The 21,399-nt window shown below is 41.9% G+C and carries 12 protein-coding genes; all 12 read left to right on the top strand.

Annotation, left to right across the window (positions count from 1 at the left end):
• Nucleotides 1–14: 14 nt before the first annotated feature.
• The 12 genes from pepN (at nt 15) to uup (ending at nt 21,396) form a co-directional block, all read left to right on the top strand.
• Nucleotides 15–2,621 (top strand): aminopeptidase N, encoded by a 2,607-nt coding sequence (pepN, locus tag HJG39_RS00550; RefSeq protein WP_268405510.1) that lies wholly within the window; start codon nt 15–17, stop codon nt 2,619–2,621.
• Nucleotides 2,622–2,639: 18 nt separating this feature from the next.
• Nucleotides 2,640–2,861, top strand: a complete 222-nt coding sequence (locus HJG39_RS00545) for a DUF2835 family protein (protein WP_268405508.1) — start codon at nt 2,640–2,642, stop codon at nt 2,859–2,861.
• 269 nt (nt 2,862–3,130) lie between these two features.
• Nucleotides 3,131–5,239 (top strand): DUF1302 domain-containing protein, encoded by a 2,109-nt coding sequence (locus HJG39_RS00540; protein ID WP_268405506.1) that lies wholly within the window; start codon nt 3,131–3,133, stop codon nt 5,237–5,239.
• Nucleotides 5,240–5,257: 18 nt separating this feature from the next.
• The gene (locus tag HJG39_RS00535; RefSeq protein WP_442780985.1) at nt 5,258–6,622 is read left to right on the top strand and encodes a DUF1329 domain-containing protein; all 1,365 of its coding nucleotides are present in this window, start codon (nt 5,258–5,260) and stop codon (nt 6,620–6,622) included.
• 228 nt (nt 6,623–6,850) lie between these two features.
• The gene (locus HJG39_RS00530; RefSeq protein WP_268405504.1) at nt 6,851–7,876 is read left to right on the top strand and encodes a YCF48-related protein; all 1,026 of its coding nucleotides are present in this window, start codon (nt 6,851–6,853) and stop codon (nt 7,874–7,876) included.
• Nucleotides 7,876–10,200 carry an efflux RND transporter permease subunit gene (locus HJG39_RS00525; RefSeq protein WP_268405502.1) on the top strand — a complete coding sequence of 775 codons (2,325 nt, stop codon included), beginning with the start codon at nt 7,876–7,878 and terminating at the stop codon, nt 10,198–10,200. The genes HJG39_RS00530 and HJG39_RS00525 overlap by 1 nt, the downstream gene beginning before the upstream one ends.
• 326 nt (nt 10,201–10,526) lie before the next feature.
• Nucleotides 10,527–15,362 carry an NAD-glutamate dehydrogenase gene (locus HJG39_RS00520; RefSeq protein ID WP_268405500.1) on the top strand — a complete coding sequence of 1,612 codons (4,836 nt, stop codon included), beginning with the start codon at nt 10,527–10,529 and terminating at the stop codon, nt 15,360–15,362.
• Nucleotides 15,363–15,522: 160 nt separating this feature from the next.
• Nucleotides 15,523–16,533 carry a quinone-dependent dihydroorotate dehydrogenase gene (gene pyrD, locus HJG39_RS00515; RefSeq protein WP_268405498.1) on the top strand — a complete coding sequence of 337 codons (1,011 nt, stop codon included), beginning with the start codon at nt 15,523–15,525 and terminating at the stop codon, nt 16,531–16,533.
• Entirely contained in the window at nt 16,534–17,064 is a 531-nt protein-coding gene (locus tag HJG39_RS00510; RefSeq protein ID WP_268405496.1) for a cell division protein ZapC domain-containing protein, read from the top strand.
• An 81-nt stretch (nt 17,065–17,145) separates the two neighbouring features.
• A complete protein-coding gene (rlmKL, locus tag HJG39_RS00505; RefSeq protein ID WP_268405494.1) occupies nt 17,146–19,281 on the top strand; it encodes a bifunctional 23S rRNA (guanine(2069)-N(7))-methyltransferase RlmK/23S rRNA (guanine(2445)-N(2))-methyltransferase RlmL in 2,136 nt (711 codons plus the stop codon).
• Complete coding sequence (locus tag HJG39_RS00500; RefSeq protein WP_268405492.1) at nt 19,271–19,504, top strand: glutaredoxin family protein; 234 nt, start codon at nt 19,271–19,273, stop codon at nt 19,502–19,504. The genes rlmKL and HJG39_RS00500 overlap by 11 nt, the downstream gene beginning before the upstream one ends.
• Nucleotides 19,501–21,396: an ATP-binding cassette ATPase Uup gene (uup, locus tag HJG39_RS00495; RefSeq protein ID WP_268405490.1), complete on the top strand. Its 1,896-nt coding sequence runs from the start codon at nt 19,501–19,503 to the stop codon at nt 21,394–21,396. The genes HJG39_RS00500 and uup overlap by 4 nt, the downstream gene beginning before the upstream one ends.
• Nucleotides 21,397–21,399 lie beyond the last annotated feature (3 nt).

Below are 21,399 nucleotides of genomic sequence, written 5' to 3'. Positions count from 1 at the left end.
CAGGAGAAAGGTCTATGACGAATACTGCACCCGTGGCAAAAAAACGATTGGATTATGTTCCTCCCCAATTTTTAATTGATACTGTTGACCTGACATTCTGGCTAGAGCCAAATGAAACGAAAGTGATGGCGAAATCTCATGTTCGTCGAAATGGCGAGCATCAAGAAGCGTTAGTGCTTGATGGCGAGCAGTTGACTCTGTTGTCGGTCAAGGTGAATGGGGAAGTCCATACCGATTATCAAGCACTACAGGGTAAATTAGTTTTAAATGCGTTGCCTGATGAGTTTGTGCTGGAAATTGAAAATCAGATTGATCCTGAAAATAACACCAGTCTTGAAGGTTTATATTTATCAAACGGAACGTTTTGTACGCAGTGTGAAGCAGAAGGCTTTCGCAAAATTACCTATTTTCTCGATCGTCCCGATGTGTTAGCAACCTATAGTGTCACCCTTTATGCAGATAAAACCCTGTATCCATCTTTATTAGCCAATGGTAACTGTATTGAAAAAGGCGAGTTGGATAATGGTAAGCATTGGGTAAAGTGGCACGACCCGTTTAAGAAGCCTTCATATCTATTTGCCTTAGTAGCAGGGCAGTTTGATATTGTTGAGGATACCTACACTACTATGTCTGGTAGGGAGGTTCAGTTACAGCTTTTTGTCGATATTGGCAATGCATCAAGAGCTCATCATGCCCTTGAGTCTCTGAAAAAATCGATGCGTTGGGATGAGGATACGTTTGGACTTGAATACGATCTAGATATCTACATGATCGTTGCAGTGGATTTCTTCAACATGGGGGCAATGGAAAATAAAGGGCTTAATATCTTTAATAGTAAATGTGTGCTCGCTGATAGCCAAGCAGCGACCGATGATGATTTCTTTAATGTTGAATCCATTATCGCGCATGAATACTTTCATAACTGGACGGGCAACCGTGTTACTTGCCGTGATTGGTTCCAATTAAGCCTAAAAGAAGGTTTAACTGTTTTCCGCGACCAGCAATTTTCTAGCGATATGTCGTCGCCTGTGATTAACCGCATTAACCAAGTAAAAGTCATGCGAGAGCATCAATTCGCGGAAGACTCCGGTCCCATGTCTCACCCAATCCGCCCGGATGAAGTGATCGAAATGAATAACTTCTACACCGTGACTGTTTACGACAAAGGAGCAGAAGTTATTCGCATGATGCACACCTTGCTTGGTGTTGAAGGTTTTCGTAAAGGCATGGATTTGTATTTTCAGCGACATGATGGGCAAGCTGTTACTTGTGATGACTTCGTGTCGGCCATGGAACAAGCGAATAGTAAAGATTTGACGTTATTTAGACGCTGGTATTCCCAGTCCGGTACTCCCGAAGTGACAGTGAAGGAAGATTTTGATGATGCAAACGGCAGGTATACTTTAACGCTTACTCAGGAAACCAAACCGACAGCCGATCAGACGGAGAAAAGCCCGCTGCATATCCCAGTCGACATCAGTTTGCTGAATGCGAATGGTGAAGCGGAAGCCCTAAATGCAAATGGCGATACACATCAGGTCTTGGAGTTAACGCAGGATTCCCAGTCGTTTGAATTCTCAAATCTTAAGCAAAAGCCTGTTGTTGATCTGTTTAGAAGTTTCAGCGCCCCTGTCAAAGTGCATTTCGAACAAAGTATTGATGAACTTTCTCATATTATTAGAAATTCAACAGACGATTTTTCCCGTTGGGAAGCTGGGCAAAAGCTGTATCTTGACGCCATATTAGAGGCTGTTGAAAACAAACAAGCCATTAACAATGAGAAGTCGGAAAATATAATATCAATTTTAGATACAGTGTTGGTTGAAAAGCCTGCTGATTTAGCATTATTAGCTGAACTTTTCAGTGTGCCGAACTTTGATTCTGTCGCGCAATTGCTTGATAGCATCGACGTCGATCACTTGTATTCAGCAATATCGGATATGAAGCAGCGTATCGCTAAACATTTTTCTAACAAAATGTTACAAGAATACCTACAAATGCCTGCAATTGATTATCAATATGAGCCTGCACAAGTTGCACAGCGTCGTTTTAAAAACGTTTGTTTATCAAATTTGGCGAGTAACCAAGACAACGCCAACGTTATTGTTAACCAATTTGAAAAAGCGGATAACATGACCGATGTTTTAGGGGCATTAAAGGCTGCTCAGAAACATAACTTACCGGTCTTTGATAATTTAATGGCTTCATTCGAACAAAAATGGCGTGATGATGTGCTTGTTTTGGATAAGTGGTTTGCCTTACATGCGGAGGTGGAATCGGATGATATTTTGTCAAGACTCGCGCTAATTAGTTCTCATGCACAGTATACACTTTCTAATCCAAACCGCGTAAGAGCAGTGGTGGGAGCGTTCGCTTTTAGAAATACACTCGGCTTCCATAAGAATGATGGTTCAGGTTATCGCTATGTCGCTGATGCAGTTATCGAATTAAACAGGATAAATCCTCAAGTAGCGTCTAGAATTATTACGCCGTTAAGTCAATGGAAAAAATATCAGGGAGAACGTAGAGACTTAATGCAGGGGCAATTAATTAGGATCGCTGATGAGCCCGATTTAAGCTCGGATATATTCGAAAAAGTGACTAAAGCATTACAGATTTAATCGTTAAGGATTTTTTTTGTGGCTACTTTCTTTTTTTCAATAAACCTTAGTTACCCGGAATGCGAAAATTTGTATATGCCTGGTAACAATTCTGTTCTTATTCAATCGGAATCAGGGGAGAGAGTTCGCTTACCTTCTTCAAATCTTCGACCATTTGTTACTAGAATGGGGATTAGAGGACGGTTTCGACTTATTACCGACATGGATAACAAGGTAAGTTCATTTGAAAAAGTCAGTTAGTACTTGATGTTAAGGAGTTTTCTTAGCAAATCCTAACTGGTAGGATTAGTTCTTGCGTAAGATTTAAAATGATGTAATTATTTTGTTAATCTTTTTGCGCGCTCAGGAATCTTGGGACTCCGGCGCTCATTAAACCTTAGTTTTTTGAAGTGTCTAGTGAGAATTTGGACTGTTTTGAACATTTTCTAATCAGCTAGGCTTCAAGGTTTAGGGTTTTGGAAACGAGAGCACACCAACCCATCCTGCAAAGACAGGGGAGAATTAATAATATGAAAATAGGGTCACGTTTTATCAAAAAGTCACCTTTAGCAATGGGGTTAGCTATTGCGTTAGCTTCCATCCATGCGCCGGTGCAAGCCGTTGAATGGGAAAAAGGCGATCTAACTTTTAAGATCGATTCGACTTTCTCTATTGGCGCGGGAATGCGTATTGAAGATCGCGATTACAACAGGATTGCAAAAAGTAGCCAACCCAACTTAGATTGGACCGGTTACAACATGGTCGACAACATTATTTACTCTGGTGAAGACATATGGGCCATCAACTCAGATGTGGGGGCCTATTCTGCAAACTCGGACAACGGCAATCTTAATTTTGATGAAGGTGAGTTCTTCTCTATCTTGCTAAAAGGCACACATGATATCGAGTTAAATTACAAAAATGTCGGCTTCTTTAGCCGTGTTTTGTATTTTTACGATATGGAGCTTGAAGATGGTACTCGTGCGTGGACCAATCCTCTTTCAGGTCAGTTAGCCGGATTTAACGAGCCTAACGACCCTTGTGCTGATGATCGTGCAAGTGAAAATCTCTGTAAGGATATTCGTTTACTCGACGCTTTTGCTTACGCGGATTTTTATATTGGTGATATGCCCATTTCTGTTCGTTTAGGTGATCAGGTTATTAGTTGGGGTGAAAGCACCTTCATTCAGCATGGTATTAATACCGTAAACCCAATTGACGTTGCGCGTGCAAGAGCGCCGGGTGCAGAATTAAAAGAAGTGTTTATTCCTGTAGGCACGTTGTACGCTTCAATTGGTTTGACTGAAAATATTGGCCTAGAAGCATATTATCAATACCAATATGAGAGAAGCATCTTGCCTCCATCGGGTAGCTATTTCTCTACCAACGATTTCGCAGGTGATGGTGGTTATTTAAATAATATCCAATTGGCATTTACTCGAAACCCTGATACCGACGCAGCTTTCCTAATTAATTCTTTAAATAACTTGGGTGATCAAATTCGCGGAGGTCTTGACCCACAATTAGCTGCTGCAGCCTTGCTTTCTCATGCAACAAAAGTAGCAATTCGCGGCTATAGCGATAACTTCTACAACGATGCAGATGATCAAGGCCAGTACGGTATTAAGCTAAGTTATTTAGCGCCTGATTTGAACGATACTGAATTCGGTTTTTATCACATCAACTACCACAGCAAGCGACCTTTATTAGGTGGTACGGCGGCTAATTACACAGCGGCTGGTTTAGGCCAAGGTGTCGCTTATTTAGCTGCAAATGAAATTAACTATGAAAATATCACCGATTTAGCGGCGTTCCCACAGGTTGAAGCCTTCTTCCCAGAAGACATTAAGCTTTATGGTTTCAGCTTTAATACGAATATTGGTGAAACATCGGTTGCGGGTGAAATTGCCTATAGAGTAGATGAACCTCTTCAAATCGACGATGTAGAAGTACTCTATGCAGCATTTCCTGAGCAATTAGCTGCGGCGGGTTTGCGTCCAGATTTGGCAGGTATTTCACAAGTTGATAATTACATACTTGGTCGTGCGCCAGTTCCCGGCGAGTTTTTAGAAGGTTATATTGAGTCTGATACCGTTCAGGCACAATTTACGGTGAGCCATTTGTTCGGACCAACGTGGGGAACAGATAACCTCGTATTATTGGGTGAAGTAGGTTATGTCGATATTCGTGACATGCCAGATCCGAGCTTATTACGTTTAGAAGTACCGGGCACTTTCCGCTCTGGAGGCCTTGAGCCATTGAGAGCCGATGATGGTAGCATCATTTCCAACAGAAATGGTTTGCATGTTGGTCTATCTAACGGTCCAGAAGTAGAAGGGCAGTTTGCCACTGATGATGCGTGGGGTTACCGTTTACTTGCGTTAGCGGATTTTAACAACGTAGCATCAGGTGTTAACTTACAAGTGAGAGCAACTTTCTCTCACGATGTTGATGGTTACACACCAAATCCAATGTTCTTATTCTTTGAAGGACGCAAGTCTTCAAACATTTCATTCACGTTTGACTACCTAAGCAGAATGTCAGCTACTTTCTCCTACAATGCGTTTTGGGGTGGTGGTGCTGCTAATGGTTTGTCAGATCGTGACTTTATTTCATTGAATTTTAAATACGCTATTTAGTCCAAGGGGGAAATTATTATGAAGAGAGTAGCTCTAGTAGCAAGCGCTATCACCTTGGCTCTGAGTGTATCTGTAGCTGATGCTAAGGTATCAAAAGAAGAAGCGGCAAAATTAGGAACAGAACTCACGCCGCTAGGTGGGCTTAAAGCGGGTAATAAGGACGGTAGTATTCCGGCGTGGAATGGCGGTATCACAACGCCTCCAAAGGGATACACTGAGGGTGATTTTCATCCTGATCCATTCCCGGAAGATAAACCTCTTTTTACTATTACCAGTAAAAATTACAAAGAATACGCTGACAACCTTTCAGAAGGTCAGGTAAAACTATTTGAGACCTATCCTGAAACGTTCAAAATGCCAGTTTATCCCTCACGCAGAACGGCTTCAAACCCAGAGTGGATTTATGATGCTGCGAAAGTCAATGCGATGAATGCAGAATTGGTTGAGGGCGGTAACGGTGTGAAAAACGCATCAAAAGCGGTTCCATTTCCAATTCCTCAAAATGGTTTAGAAGTTATTTGGAATCACCTCTTACGCTATCGCGGTCAAGGTGTCCGTCGTTTTGGTGGGCAAGCCGCACCAACGGCTTCAGGCGATTACACGATCATTGGTTTTGACGATGTATTGATGGTGAAGTATTCACAAAAAGATGCAACGCCAGAAACCTTGTTTGAAGAAAACATGTTGTTTAAATTCAAACAAAAAGTAACCGTCCCAGCGCGCTTAGCAGGAACAGCATTGTTGGTTTACGAAACAATGGATCAGGTTAAACAACCTCGTCAGGCGTGGACATACAATACCGGTCAACGCCGTGTACGTCGTGCACCGAACGTTGCTTATGATGCTCCGGGAACGGCGTCTGATGGCTTACGTACCAGTGATGATTTAGATATGTTTAACGGTGCTCCTGACCGTTATAACTGGGAATTGAAAGGCAAAAAGGAGATGTATGTTGCCTATAACAATTATAAATTACACAGCAACGACGTAAAATACGATGATATTTTGAAGCCTGGGCATATCAATCCAGACCTAACGCGTTATGAGAAGCACCGTGTTTGGGTGGTGGAAGCAACGCTAAAAGAAGGGCTGCGTCACGTATATGAAAAACGTGTTTTCTATATTGATGAAGATAGCTGGCAGATTCAAGTTGCCGACATGTATGACAATCGCGGTGAATTATACCGAGTGAATGTTGCATATGGTGTCAACTATTACGAGATTCCAACTCATTGGTCAACACTTGATGTTAACCACGATTTGAATGCTCGTCGTTACTTAGCGGTTGGCTTGGATAATGAAGAAAAGATGTACGAGTTTGATATCGAATTAAATGATATTGAATTTACTCCTCAAGCTTTGAGAAGAGAAGGTCGCCGTTAACACTGGCAATTTAATACATCTTAACTTTTTATTTATCTTCAACAACAGCGACAATTGATATCTATCTTTTGTCGCTGTTGCGTTAGTAAAGATTGACGCCTTGTGGTTTATTAGTTTCTGGAATGGTGTGAAAAGAACATGAATAAACCCTAATCAGTCTACATGCCCAAGAAATTATTGGATTAACATAATTCGGTCCATTACGGATCCTCTACTTAATTATCTGATATGAAATTAACTCATTTTGTCGCGGTATCCTGTTACCTCACTTCGACGCTACTTGTCGGAGCCGCATTATCTGACACTCAAGCAAATGGCGATGCTTTTATAGCGCCGTTGGCTTCGAAATCACTTTTGTTGGACATCGACAAGGATTCTTCAAAATTAGTCGCTGTTGGAGAAAGAGGGCATATATTGGTCTCTCAAGATGGTAAAAGTTGGGCACAAAAAACCGTTCCTACGCAATCATTACTTACCAGTGTTTATATTAATGGAAATACGGTTTGGGCTGTAGGACACGATGCCATCATCCTAGGCTCAAAGGATGGTGGAGAGTCATGGTCAGTTAAGCAATTTTTACCTAAGTTGCAACGTCCATTGCTGGATATTCATTTTAAAGATGATAGTAATGGCATTGCTGTTGGTTCCTATGGTGTCTTTTTTAGAACGACTGATGGCGGAGAAACCTGGGCTCGTGAGTACCATACTTCCTTCTTGCACCCAGACGATAAAGACTACGTAGAGTCACTTAAGGACGAAGATCCCGAATTTTATCGTGAAGAAATGTCGTCTATTTTGCCGCATTTGAACCGTATTTCGTATCACGATGGAAGGTTACTACTTGCTGGAGAAGCCGGGTTAGTGTCATACAGTGATGACTATGGTCAAACATGGAAGCGTATTGATATGGGTTACTATGGTTCATTTTTCGATATTAAAACATTGGAAAATGGAAACATTTTAGCTGCTGGTCTACGTGGCTCTGTGTATCAATCCTCCAAAGATATGGAAGAGTGGAAACGTATTGATTCGAAAACCACTTCTACTTTTAACTCAATCCTTCCGATTAACGAAAGTACGGCTTTATTACTTGGGAATAACGGTACAACCTTGCGTTTGCATGACGGGGAAGTTGACCTCGGGAAAACCAAAGATGGTAAAGCTTTAGTGTCGGCGGTACTTTTCAATAGTAACGTTATTGCAGTGTCAGAAGTGGGTGTGAAAACGTTGAACTCAGGGAGGCAAAGTCAATAATGAATAAACTTATCAACCTTTTTGAGTTGTTTATTTTTCGTAACCGCTTATTAGTGATTTTGGCGTTTGCTGCAACAACTCTTTTCCTATTATTCCAAGCTACACAACTTAAGTTAGATGCAGGGTTTACTAAAAATATTCCTCTAAATCATGAGTATATGAAAAACTACATGAAGCATCGCAAAGACTTTGGTGGTGCAAATAGCGTGTTAGTAGCAGTGTGTGACCGCGATGGCGATATTTTTAACAAAGATTTTTTTGTCACCCTTAAAAATGTGCATGACCAGTTATTCTTTATACCGGGGGTTGATCGCTCACAAGTTAAATCTTTGTATTCTTCTTCAACAAGATTCACTGAAATTGTAGAAGGCGGTTTCGCCGGTGGACCTGTTATTCCAGCCGATTTTAGTCCTGATAGACCAGAAGCATTGCAATTGGTTTCTGAAAACATTGGAAAGGCCGGAATTGTGGGCCGACAAGTATCAGATGATTTCCAATGTGCCATGGTAAGTGCGCAGTTAATGGATATAGATCCAAAAACCGGAGACAAGCTAGATACGCTTAAGCTATCAGGACAGCTTGAGACTGAGCTGCGAGGCCAGTTTGAAACGGAAAGTACCAGCATTCATATTATCGGCTTCACCAAAATGATAGGTGATGTGGCTGATGGTGCGAAAGATGTGGTTATCTTCTTTGCTATTGCCATTGCGATTACCGCGATAATGGTGTTCTTCTTTTCTCGCTCAATCATGCTTACGTTATTGCCATTGTTATGCTCGGTGATAGCCGTTGTTTGGCAAATGGGCTTACTTACAGTGATTGGCTTCGGTCTTGATCCTATGTCAATTCTAGTACCTTTCCTCGTATTTGCCATCGGTGTGAGCCATGGTGTGCAAATGATTAACTCGGTTAGTAAAGAAGTGTTAGCCGGTGAGGTCTGTAAAGAAGCCGCTCGTAAAGCGTTTCGCAAATTGCTAATTCCGGGGGGCATTGCCTTAATCTCCGATACTGTTGGCTTCATGACATTGCTCGTCATTGATATTGGTATTATTCGTGAGTTAGCGATAACGGCCAGTATGGGAGTGGCGGTGATTATCCTAACTAACTTGCTGTTGTTACCGCTCTTAATGTCATACTTGAAATTAGGAGAGGCTTATAAACAGCGCATGTCAGGTAAAGATCATAAGTTGGCTGAACGTGTTTGGACGCGAATTGGGCATTGCGCTACGAATAAAGTATCAAAATACATTATTGCTGTGACAGCTATCCTATTCGTATTTGGTTGGTATCAGTCGGAAAAAATGAAAATTGGTGATTTACATGCAGGGGCGCCCGCTCTTCATGCCGATTCCCGTTACAACCAAGATACTTTCCTCATCACTGATAAGTTTGAGATTACAGTGGATTACATTTCTGTACTGGTAGAAACCAAGCCAGAGGCGTGTACTGATTTTACTATCATGAATGCCATTGACGACTTCCAGTGGAAAATGGCGAACGTAGAAGGCGTTCAGTCGGCAATTAGTTTGTCTGCTGTTGCGAAAAAAGTTAACGCGGGCTACAACGAGGGCAACCCCAAATGGCAGGTTTTACCTCGTAATCAACAAACTCTGGTTCAGGCCATTGGTCGTGTACCAACTACTTCTGGATTATTAAACAGTAATTGTTCGGTGATGCCAGTTATTCTCTTTATGGAAGACCACAAAGCAGAAACGATTAATCGTGTTGTGGCTGCTGTGAAGGATTATCGAACTCAATATGAGTCTGAAGACTTACGCTTTAAGTTAGCGTCTGGGCCTGTAGGCGTAATGGCTGCGCAAAATGAAGCAGTGGAAAATGCGCAATCACCGATGATGGTTTACGTATTTGCAGCGGTTGTTTTGCTTTGTTTACTCAGCTTTAAATCAGTTAAAGCCACATTATCTGTGATTATTCCTTTGTATGTGGTATCGATACTTGCACAAGCCTTGATGACGTTCCTTGAAATTGGCTTAACGGTATCAACGCTACCTGTTATTGCACTTGGTGTGGGAATTGGTGTTGACTACGGCATTTATATTCTTTCGACAATGAACCAAAAGTTAAGAGATGGCATGTCTTGTCGCTTGGCTTACATTGAGGCACTTAAAGAGCGCGGTAGCGCGGTATTATTTACCGGAATTACGCTTGCAGTAGGCGTTAGCACTTGGGTCTTCTCATCGTTGAAGTTCCAGATGGATATGGGCATTTTGTTAACATTCATGTTCGTCGTAAACATGCTGGGTGCAATATTAGTTCTGCCTGCTCTTGCTGCTGTCTTTTGGAGAAAGCAGAACGAAAGTTAAATTTATTAACAATTTTTACAAATTAATTGTTATTTAAATATTAATTTACTTATTTTGGGGTAAACGTCCTGTTTACCCCAAATTTTTCTAATCAATGTGCAAGTAAAAACGCAAAATTTGCTTTTTTATTTACCCCTTCTGCATATTTATCCGTGCCATTTTTCCACTCTCAAACAATTGTTATTTAAACAATTGTTAATAATTTAAAATGCTCTAGAATTAATCCCATGTAGCGACTTAGCTATACCGAATTTTTTTGATGATAATAAACGAAAAGACGGCTTTCCCTGTACCTACAGAAACCGATCGACATAAAGGCAATTACAATGACGGTTAAATCGAATCAGCACTCTGTTCTCTTAGAGAATGTGTATCAGTTTATTCGAAATAAAGTTGACGCTTCACAAGTCAATTTAGTTGAGCAGTTTGCCCGCAACCTTTATCAAAATATCCCTAAAGAAGACTTAGATCACCGAAACGATAGTGATCTATATGGTGCGGCATTAAGCTTGTGGAATGAGTTTTTTAAGTTTGACGGAAGTCAACCCATTATTCAGGTGTTTAATCCTGACTTAGCAAGAAGCGGTTGGCAGTCAGAACACACCATCGTAGAAATTATTGTAAAAGATAGTCCATTTTTAGTGGACTCAGTGAGAATGACCCTAAATCGTATGGGCATTAATGCACACCTGCTTTTACATACTCCAATCTCCGTTGTAAGAAACGATAAAAATGAGATTATCAGTTTTGAGTCTCAGAACAGTAAAGCCAAAGGCTTAACACGAAATACGGTTTTTCTTATTGAAATTGATCGCCAGACAACTAAGGAAGCGTTATCCAACTTGGTTGCAGAACTACACTCTGTGGTTGATGAGGTTTCACTTGCTGTTGCTGATTGGAAGCCCATGTGCGATGCACTAGAAGCGGTTATCAAAGAATATCAATCTAGCAAATTACCTTGTGGCGAAGAATCTAAAAAAGAAGTGCAGAAGTTTCTTGATTGGATTGAAAACCATAACTTTACTTTAATGGGTTATCGCCATTACACGGTAAAAGCGATAGAAGGAGATTATCAGTGGATTGCTGATAATGATACCAGCTTAGGGTTAATGAAAAACTCAATTTCAGATAAGCCTCGTCTCTTGTCAAATGTTCCTCCTTCAGCTCGTGAATATACGCTAAGTAGTGAGCCTGTTATTCTGACTAAAACGGGGACGCGTTCTCGCGTTCATCGTCCAGCGTATCTTGACTATATTGGTGTTAAAAGCTTTGATGAAAAAGGCAATGTCGTAGGTGAGCACCGTTTCATTGGTTTGTACTCTGCCTCTTTCTACAACAGTAGCGTGACTCAGTTACCGATTATTCATCAAAAACTTGAGCGTGTTTGTGAGAAAACCGGATTTGATAAAGGGTCTCACGCGTACAAAGCGGTGGTGAATATCCTTGAAACCTATCCTCGTGATGAGTTACTACAATGTTCTGAAGAAGAGCTGCGTAGTATCGTCTTGGGTATTTTCCAAATGCAAGAGCGTGGTATTTCGCGCTTATTCGTACGTAAAGACATCTTCGGACGTTTCTATTCCTGTTTGGTTTTTGTACCAAGAGAGCGCTATAACACTAAATTGCGTAAAGAAACGCAGGCATTGCTGCAACAATCTTTCAATAGTATTGAAGAAGTTGAGTTTACGACGTATTTCTCAGAGTCTGTGTATGCGAGAACGCAATACATGGTGAGAGTCGACAACAACAATGCGGAATTTAATGTGAAGGAAATAGAAAAGAACATTATTGAGCTAACCAAAAGCTGGGACGACAAACTGTCAAGTGCAATTCGTAAGAGTCACGGTGAAGCGAATGGTAAAGTGCTCGATGAAAAATACGCCAACGCATTTGCACCAAGCTATAAAGAGCGTAACTTGCCAAGTGTGAGTGTTGTCGATATTGAAAAGTTAGAATTGTTGGATGAAAACCATACACTTGATATGTTGTTCTATCGGCCACAAGAAGAACGTACAGACAGTCAATCTGTACGTTTAAAACTGTTCCACAAAAATGAGCCAATTCACTTATCTGCTGTTTTGCCAATGTTGGAAAATTTTGGCTTGCGCGTAGTTGATGAAAGTCCCTATGAAGTCAAAACCAGTGATGGAGAAATTAACTGGATTATGGACTTCTCCATGCTACATAGCATGGGTGGCAGCATGAATATGACCACCGCGATGGAATTGTTCCAAGATGCGTTCTCTAAAGTTTGGTATAACCAGCTTGAAGACGATGGATTTAACCGTTTGGTGCTTGGCGCTGGGTTAACGGGACGTAGCGTTACTATTCTGCGCGCTTATGCCAAGTATATGCGTCAAACTGGCAGCTCTTTCAGTAACAATTACATCGCTAATACACTAGACCGATATCCGCAAATTGCGACTCAAATTGTGGCCTTATTCGAACAACGTTTCGACCCGTCTAAAAAGTATAGTGAAAAGAAAGAAGAAAACCTGATTGGTCAGATTAAAGAAAGCTTGGAGCAAGTTGCTAATCTAGACGATGACCGTATTATTCGTCGATATATGGAAATGATTTTGGCAACCTTCAGAACCAACTTCTACCAGACCGATGAGGAAGGCAATGAGAAACCTTACATTTCCTTCAAGTTCCAGCCCGATCTTATTCCAGAAATGCCTTTACCGTTGCCGAAGTTTGAGATCTTTGTTTACTCACCTCGTATTGAAGGTGTTCATTTACGAGGCGGCAAGGTTGCCCGTGGTGGTTTACGTTGGTCTGACCGTCGAGAAGATTTCCGCACCGAAGTATTGGGATTGGTTAAAGCGCAACAGGTGAAGAACACCGTTATTGTTCCTGTTGGTGCGAAAGGTGGTTTCGTTTGTAAGCAGCTCAAAAACGACATGAGTCGTAATGAGTTCTTAGAAGAAGGTAAAGCCTGTTATCGAATTTTCATCAGAAGCCTCTTGGATATTACCGACAATATTGTTGATGGTAATGTTATTTATCCTGCGGATGTAGTGCGTCATGACGAAGATGACCCTTATTTGGTTGTTGCCGCAGATAAAGGCACCGCAACCTTTTCCGACATCGCTAATGCTATTTCAAGTGAATATAACTTCTGGCTTGGTGATGCGTTTGCTTCTGGTGGCAGCGTTGGTTATGACCACAAAGGAATGGGGATTACAGCTCGTGGTGCGTGGGAGAGCGTTAAGCGTCACTTCCGCGAAATGGATATTGACTGCCAAACAACCGATTTTACTTGTTTAGCAGTCGGCGACATGGCAGGTGATGTATTTGGTAATGGCATGTTGCTATCAGAGCACACACGTTTAGTGTTTGCCTTTAACCATTTGCATATTTTCTTCGACCCAAACCCGGATGCAAAATCTTCGTACAAAGAGAGACAACGTTTATTCGAGAACCCATCTTTGACGTGGGACGATTATGACAAATCGTTAATCTCAAAAGGCGGTGGTGTTTTTTCACGCGCGTCTAAATCTATTTCTTTGACAGCAGAAATGAAGAAATGGTTAGGCACTCGTCAATCCACGATGACACCAAACGAATTAATTCGTAACGCGCTTAAGATGCCTGTCGATTTAATTTGGAATGGCGGTATCGGCACATACATCAAAGGCAGCAAAGAATCTCATACGGATTGTGGAGATCGCGCCAATGATGACTTACGTGTTAACGGCAAAGAAGTCAAAGCGAAGGTTGTTGGTGAAGGTGGAAATCTGGGTGTGACTCAATTAGGCCGCGTAGAATATGCGAGCCACGGGGGGCGCATTAATACAGATTTCATCGATAATGTTGGTGGGGTAGATTGCTCAGATAATGAAGTTAACATAAAGATTTTGTTAAATTCAGTAGTGAATTCTGGAGATTTAACCACAAAGCAGCGTAATAAACTGTTATATGACATGACCGATGATGTTGCAGAGTTAGTATTGCAAGATTGCTATCGTCAAACACAATCTATTTCGATTACAGACTTTAATGGTCCTGAATCATTAAAAGAACAAATTCGCTTTATTCATGGTTTAGAGCGCGAAGGGTATCTGAACCGTGAATTAGAGTTTATTCCAACGGATGATGAGTTATCTGAACGTCTAGCAATGGGAAGAGGACTAACTCGACCTGAATTGTCTGTGTTAATTGCTTACTCAAAAATGGTATTAAAGGAAAAGCTCAATATTCCAGAAATTACCAATAATAAATACCACCATCGCTTATTGGTTACGGCATTCCCGCAAGTGCTTCAAGATAAATTTGCCGCAAATATGGATGAGCACCCACTACGCGCTGAGATTATTGCGACAAAACTCGCCAATAATATGATCAACGATATGGGCTTAAATTATCTGTTTAGAATGGAAGAAGAAACAGGTTCATCCATTGCAGAAATTGCTAATGCGTACAGTGTTGTAAAAGGGATCTACAACAAAAAAGGGCTGTGGCAAGGCATTGAAGCTTTGGATAACAAAGCGCCTTCCAGTGTTCAGTTAGATATGTTGGTATCGCTACGACGTACTTTGAGACGTGCATCGCGATGGTATCTACGACACGGTAAGAAAGGCGAAGATATTCAAAGCTGTATCGACTTCTACACTCCTGCGTTTGATGACCTAGATAAGAATTTACAAGCGTACCTAGTGCCAGAAGAATACGAACAAATGGAAGCAAAGGTACGTGAGCTAACTAATAAAAATGTGCCACAAGACATTGCTTATCAGGTTTCTAGCTTGAGTAATCTATTCCCAACATTAGATTTAGCGCAAATGGCAGAGACCGAGTCGCGTGACATTGCCTTGATCTCACGTTTGTACTTCTTGCTAGGTTCAAAGCTGGAATTGCATTGGTTCTTAGAACAAATCAACGCGCAATCGGTCGCTAATCATTGGCAAGCAATGGCAAGAGCCGCTTATCGTGAAGAGCTCGATTGGCAGCAACGCTCATTAACCAGCGTGATCCTAAACCGAGACAAGAAGGGTGAAGATGCGGATGAAATCCTCGATAAATGGATTGAAGAGCAGCAACATTTACTAGGGCGCTGGTATCACATGATGGCAGAGTTCAAAACAAGCAAAACTCACGAATTTGCGAAATTCTCCGTTGCGCTTAGGGAACTGATGTTGTTAAGCTTAAATTGTGGGTAAAAGCTCTAAAACGATTCGATAATGCACTCATTTAACACAAAATCAGTGTGATTTGAGTGCGACATAATTGCTCAATTTAGCAAACAAATGCTAAAGCTAAAAAATAGAAGTTAACCAAAGCCTGGCGTCAGCCGGGCTTTTTTGCAACAGGTAAAACGAGATGTATTCTTTGGCACAGTCCGCACTGTTTCAACTTGATGCTGAAATGAGCCACGACATGACTCTGTGGTTTTTAAAACATTCTCAGCATAATTTTTTAAAGTCTGCTTATGCGCAAACCATTCCCGCTAAGCCAACAACGGTGTTCGGTTTAACTTTTCAAAACCCTATCGGATTAGCCGCAGGATTAGACAAAAACGGAGAGTGCATAGATGCATTTGATGCCATGGGATTTGGCTTTGTTGAAATTGGAACGGTAACGCCAAAACCGCAGGCGGGTAACGATAAGCCACGTCTATTCCGTATTAAAGACGCTAAAGGCATTATCAACCGTATGGGCTTTAACAACAAAGGCGTGGACTACCTTATTGAACAAGTAAAAGCCTCTCGTTATCAAGGCATTTTGGGCATTAATATTGGTAAAAACAAAGTCACACCGGAAGAAAAAGCATTAGAAGATTATCTAATTTGTTTAGAAAAAGTTTATGCTCATGCCAGCTATGTCACAGTGAATATTTCCTCTCCAAATACCCCGGGACTGCGTAATTTACAATACGGTGAGGCCCTAGATAACTTGTTGTCGGGTTTGAAACAAGCACAAACTAAACTTGCGCAACAGCACGGAAAGTATGTGCCATTATTAGTGAAAATTGCCCCAGATTTAACCAATGAAGAAATTCAATCCATTGCTGATTCATTACGCAAGGCTGAAATTGATGGTGTAATTGCTACTAATACCACTTTATCCCGAGAAGGCGTAGAAGGCTTACATCATGGAAAAGAAGCTGGAGGATTGTCAGGTGCGCCTCTGCTAGAGAAAAGCTTGCAAGTCACGCAGACGCTTGCTTCAGCGCTTCAAGCAGAGTTGCCTATTGTTTCTGTTGGGGGAATCGATTCAGCGGAGGCGGCACAAGCGCGTTTAGATGCAGGAGCAAGTTTGGTTCAAGTTTACTCAGCACTTATTTATCAAGGACCGCAATTAATCCAACGCATTGCAACAGGACTTAAATAAATGATTAGAACACCACAAATGGACTGGCATTGGTGTTTTAACACAGCACAGGATAAGTTGGTGTTAGCAGATGATGCCGATACCGTCTTAACCAGCGCTTACTCGAGCAAGCAACTTATTGTCAAACCCGGCTTCAACGAAGCATTTAATTTGGCACAATCTGAGGCATATCATGAGCTAGCTGACATCGTGAGTCAGTGCGTTAAAAATGTGCCTGAGCCAGTATTGTTTCAAATTGTGGTTCATGCCATAGCGGCGAACACGTTTCACAAGTCTGTTGCCAACAAAAGTTGGTTGTTTATACCCGCAGACGCCGCGCTGCATACTACGCCACTTGTATTCTTGCACTCACAAACGGATAGAGGTTTGGCGTTAGTGCTCGAAAAAAGCGCCGGCTTTGCCACGCTGTTATTGTTATCGGCTGCGTTAGCCGTGCCTGAACAAAAGTCATTTGCGCGCTATCATGTTATAAAAACCAACATAAATACCTTAAATTCGGCGGTCGGCGATGACCTTATTACCTATTTGTAACCTGATGAGGTTACGAAAAAAGCATCGACAGTGCTTCAAGGGCTTGCGTATAATGCCGCTCCGCTTATCAATCGAAGAATTATGTACCGTTTTCTAATCACAACCTCAAAAGGGTTGGAACAATTATTACAGCAAGAAATTCAACACCTTTTACCTGAAATCGAGACCCGTAATCGTCCGGGGCAGGTCGTGTTTGAAGCCGAACTCGCCGACGCTTATCGTTTGTGTTTGTGGTCACGTTTAGCAAACCGCGTGTTACTGCAATTGCGCAGTGGTAAAGGGGAGACTGGGGATGAACTTTATGATTTAGCGAATAAAGTCAATTGGTCTTCACATTTCTCTGCTGATCAAAGCTTTAGTATTGATTTTGTTGGCACCAGCCGGGCAATTAACAATACTCAGTTCGGCGCAATGAAAATCAAAGATGCGATCGTCGATCATTTTAAAGACCTGTTCGACACGCGTCCTAATGTTGAAAAACAATTTCCCGATTTAAAATTTCATGGTCGTTTGAATAAAGAAGGCTTTGGCATTTATTTAGACTTATCTGGTGGCAGTTTGCATCAGCGCCGTTACCGCGAGCGAGCGGGACGAGCCCCCATTAAAGAAAACTTAGCGTTTGCAGTGCTAATGCGTAGTGGATGGGTGGACGCTATTCGAAATGGTGATGAGTCTAGTGCAGAGATTCCTGTATTTGATCCAATGTGTGGTTCAGGTACGATTTTGATTGAGGCCGCGCAATACGCAGCCAAAATTGCACCGGGTCTACATCGTCATCAGTGGGGTTTTTCTCATTGGAAAGGCCATGACATTCCACTTTGGTTTTCATTACTAGATGAAGCAAAAGTGGGGCAAATCACACCATCTATGCGTTTTTTAGGAACGGATATTGACGCACATGTCATCGAAATTGCTAAAGATAATGCCAATATTGCCGACGTTGGCGACTTTATTCAATTTGAGGTGGCAGATGCAACTCAACAACCTAATACCTTCGAAAAAGCGGGTTATATTGTCAGTAACGTGCCTTATGGGGAGCGTTTAGGTGAGCTAACAGAGCTGTTGCCGATGTTTAAAAGCTGGGGGGGACACTTAAAACAAGCCTTCCCAGAATGGCATTTATCCTTGCTCACCAGTGACAGAGATATGTTACGCCAATTACGACTGATGGCGGGCAAGGAATATCAATTCATCAACGGCAATATTGAATGTCAGTTGGTGAATTTCCATTTGGACGAAAAAAATTGTCATATTGCAGACAAAGAGCAAGATAACCATTCCGACTTCGCCAATCGATTACGTAAAAATATCAGCAAATTGAAAAAGTGGCTAAAAACGGCCAATACGGATTGTTATCGCGTTTATGATGCTGACTTGCCCGAATATAACGTAGCCATTGATGTTTATGGTGATTGGGTGGTTGTGCAGGAATATGCCGCCCCTAAAAACATTCCTAAGCATAAAACTATCAGCCGCCTTCAGGATATCTTGATTGCCATTCCAGATATTATGCAAATTGAGCCGAGTCAGCTTGTTTTGAAAACGCGACAAGTGCAAAAGGGCAAAGCACAATATCAAAAGCTTGATAAGTCTTCAGATGAACTGATTGTGCATGAAAATGGCGCCAAGTTTGCGGTGAATTTGCACGATTATCTTGATACTGGCTTGTTCCTCGACCATCGTGATGTACGCCAAAAGGTTCGTCAAATGAGCAAGGACAAGCGTGTATTGAATTTGTTCGCATACACAGGGTCAGTCTCAGTGTTTGCTGCTTTGGGCGGAGCTAAATCCGTAACCACGGTGGATATGTCTAATACGTATTTAAATTGGGCGAAGCGTAATTTGGCGTTAAACGGGATTAAAGGCGCTTATCAGTATCCGCTTGTACGAAAAGATTGTCTTACATGGATCCGAGAGTGTGAGCAGCAATTTGACTTAATTTTTGTTGACCCTCCTTCGTTTTCAAATTCCAAGAATATGCAAGGTTCATGGGATGTACAACGCGATCATGCTGGCTTTTTACGCTTAGTTCGTATGCGTTTGGCGCCGGGCGGCACAATCATTTTCTCTAATAATTTGCGTCAATTTAAGTTAGATCCAGATCTCCAAGATTCACTTGGCTTGCGGATTACCGATATCAGTGCAGAAAGCATTCCGTTTGACTTTAAACGTAACCAAAAAATCCATCATTGCTGGGTAATGCAAGATGACGCTTAAATTAACTTTATTTTCCGGCTCTGAGTGCAGTTTATGCGATATGGCTAAAGCCATGCTTGATGAACAGGCTGGCGACTTTGATGTCACGAGCATCGATGTAAAAGCACAGCGGGAATATTTTCATGAATATGGCGCGCGTATTCCGGTAGTTAAACGCGAAGACAACCTGAACGAATTGCCTTGGCCGTTCGACGCGAATCAGCTAACTGAATTCTTAAAATGACACGATTATTGCAGTTAAAAGAAGCCAACTTATCTTACGGTATCCAATTATTGGATAAAGCCGACTTGTTGGTAAATAAAGGAGAGCGCCTATGTTTAGTGGGGCGCAATGGTACGGGCAAGTCGACGTTACTTAAAGTGATTGCTGGCGATGTTCAGTTAGATGACGGTATGCGCATAGTCGATAACGGCGTACGGATTTCCACTTTGCCGCAAGACCCACCCATTACCAGCGAAATTTCGGTTTTCGATTATGTATCGCAAGGTTTAGCCGAAGTGGGGGATTTACTTAAAGAATATCATCATCTCACGCTTTCCATTGCCGAAGAGCAAACCGACAAAGCCTACAATCGTTTGGAGCAAATCCAAAAACAATTGGACTTATTAGATGGTTGGCAATTAGAACAGCGTATTCAACAAGTGTTAACGCAATTACAGTTACCAGAAGATCAGATGTTATCTGAGCTATCCGGCGGTTGGCGCAGAAAAGCAGCGCTGGCTAAAGCGCTTGTTGTGAACCCAGATATTTTATTGTTGGACGAGCCGACCAACCACCTTGATGTCAGTATGATCGAATGGCTTGAAAAGCAACTGATGGACTTCAACGGCGCCATGGTTTTCGTAAGCCACGATAGGGCGTTTATCCGCAGAGTTGCTACGCGCATCGTTGATTTAGACCGCGGACAGTTAGTGAGTTATCCGGGAAACTACGCCGAATATCTTGAGAAAAAAGCGAAAGATTTAGAAGTTGAAGAGCAGCAAAATAAGTTGTTCGATAAAAAGCTGAGCCAAGAAGAAACGTGGATCCGACAAGGTATTAAGGCGCGCCGTACCCGTAACGAAGGCAGGGTAAGAGCGCTTCATAAACTAAGAAACGAATATTCTCAGCGCCGAGAAAAACTCGGAACCTCAAAAGTCACTCTGCAAGAAGGTAGTCAATCGGGTAAAGTTGTCTTTGATGTTCAAGATTTAGCCTACAGCATTGAAGATCAATGTATTGTTACGGGGCTAACTACAACCATTATGCGTGGCGATCGTATTGCATTAATTGGTCCTAACGGCAGTGGTAAAACCACTTTGATCCGCTTGTTGCTTGGTGATTTGCCACCAGACGAAGGTAATGTGAAGCAAGGAACCAATCTTGAACTAGCTTACTTTGATCAACATCGTGAGCAGCTTGATCCTGAAAAATCGGTGATTGATGTGGTCGCCGACGGTAAGCGTGAAATTGATGTTAATGGACGCAGCCGTCATGTCATTAGCTATCTACAAGACTTTCTATTTACCCCAGATCGCGCCAACTCGCCGGTAAAAGCCTTATCAGGTGGTGAAAAAAACCGACTTCTTTTAGCTAAGTTGCTATCCAAGCCAAGTAACTTGCTGATTATGGATGAACCTACCAACGACTTAGACGTTGAAACATTGGAAATGCTGGAAGATACGCTGGCTGAATATCCCGGCACGTTAATATTGGTGAGCCACGATAGGGAATTTGTCGATAACGTCGTTACCCATAGCTTGTTTTTTGAAGGCAATGGCATCGTCCGGGATTTTGTTGGTGGCTATCAAGATATTAATGCGTGGTATGAGCAGCGCAGAAAAAAACAGGCCGAGGCCGAAACTAAAACCAAGAAGCAGAGTCCAAAGGCTGACACTTCATCCGGTAGCAAGAAAAAGCTATCATACAAACTTCAGTTGGAACTGGAATCACTTCCCGCCAAAATTGAAGAGCTAGAAGAAAAAGTAGAAGAATTCCAACAAGTCGTGAATGCGCCAGATTTTTTCAAGCAGGACCCAAACGAGTCCAATCAAGCGTTACAAAATTTATCGGATTTACAAACAGAATTAGAACAAGCTTATGCCCGCTGGGATGAGCTAGAAAGCATGAAATAGGAA

It is taken from the genome of Alteromonas sp. a30 (genome assembly GCF_026788005.1).
Lineage (GTDB): Bacteria > Pseudomonadota > Gammaproteobacteria > Enterobacterales > Alteromonadaceae > Paraneptunicella.
The sequence above is the reverse complement of the archived record's forward strand: the minus strand, read 5'-3'. Positions and strand labels throughout refer to the sequence as shown.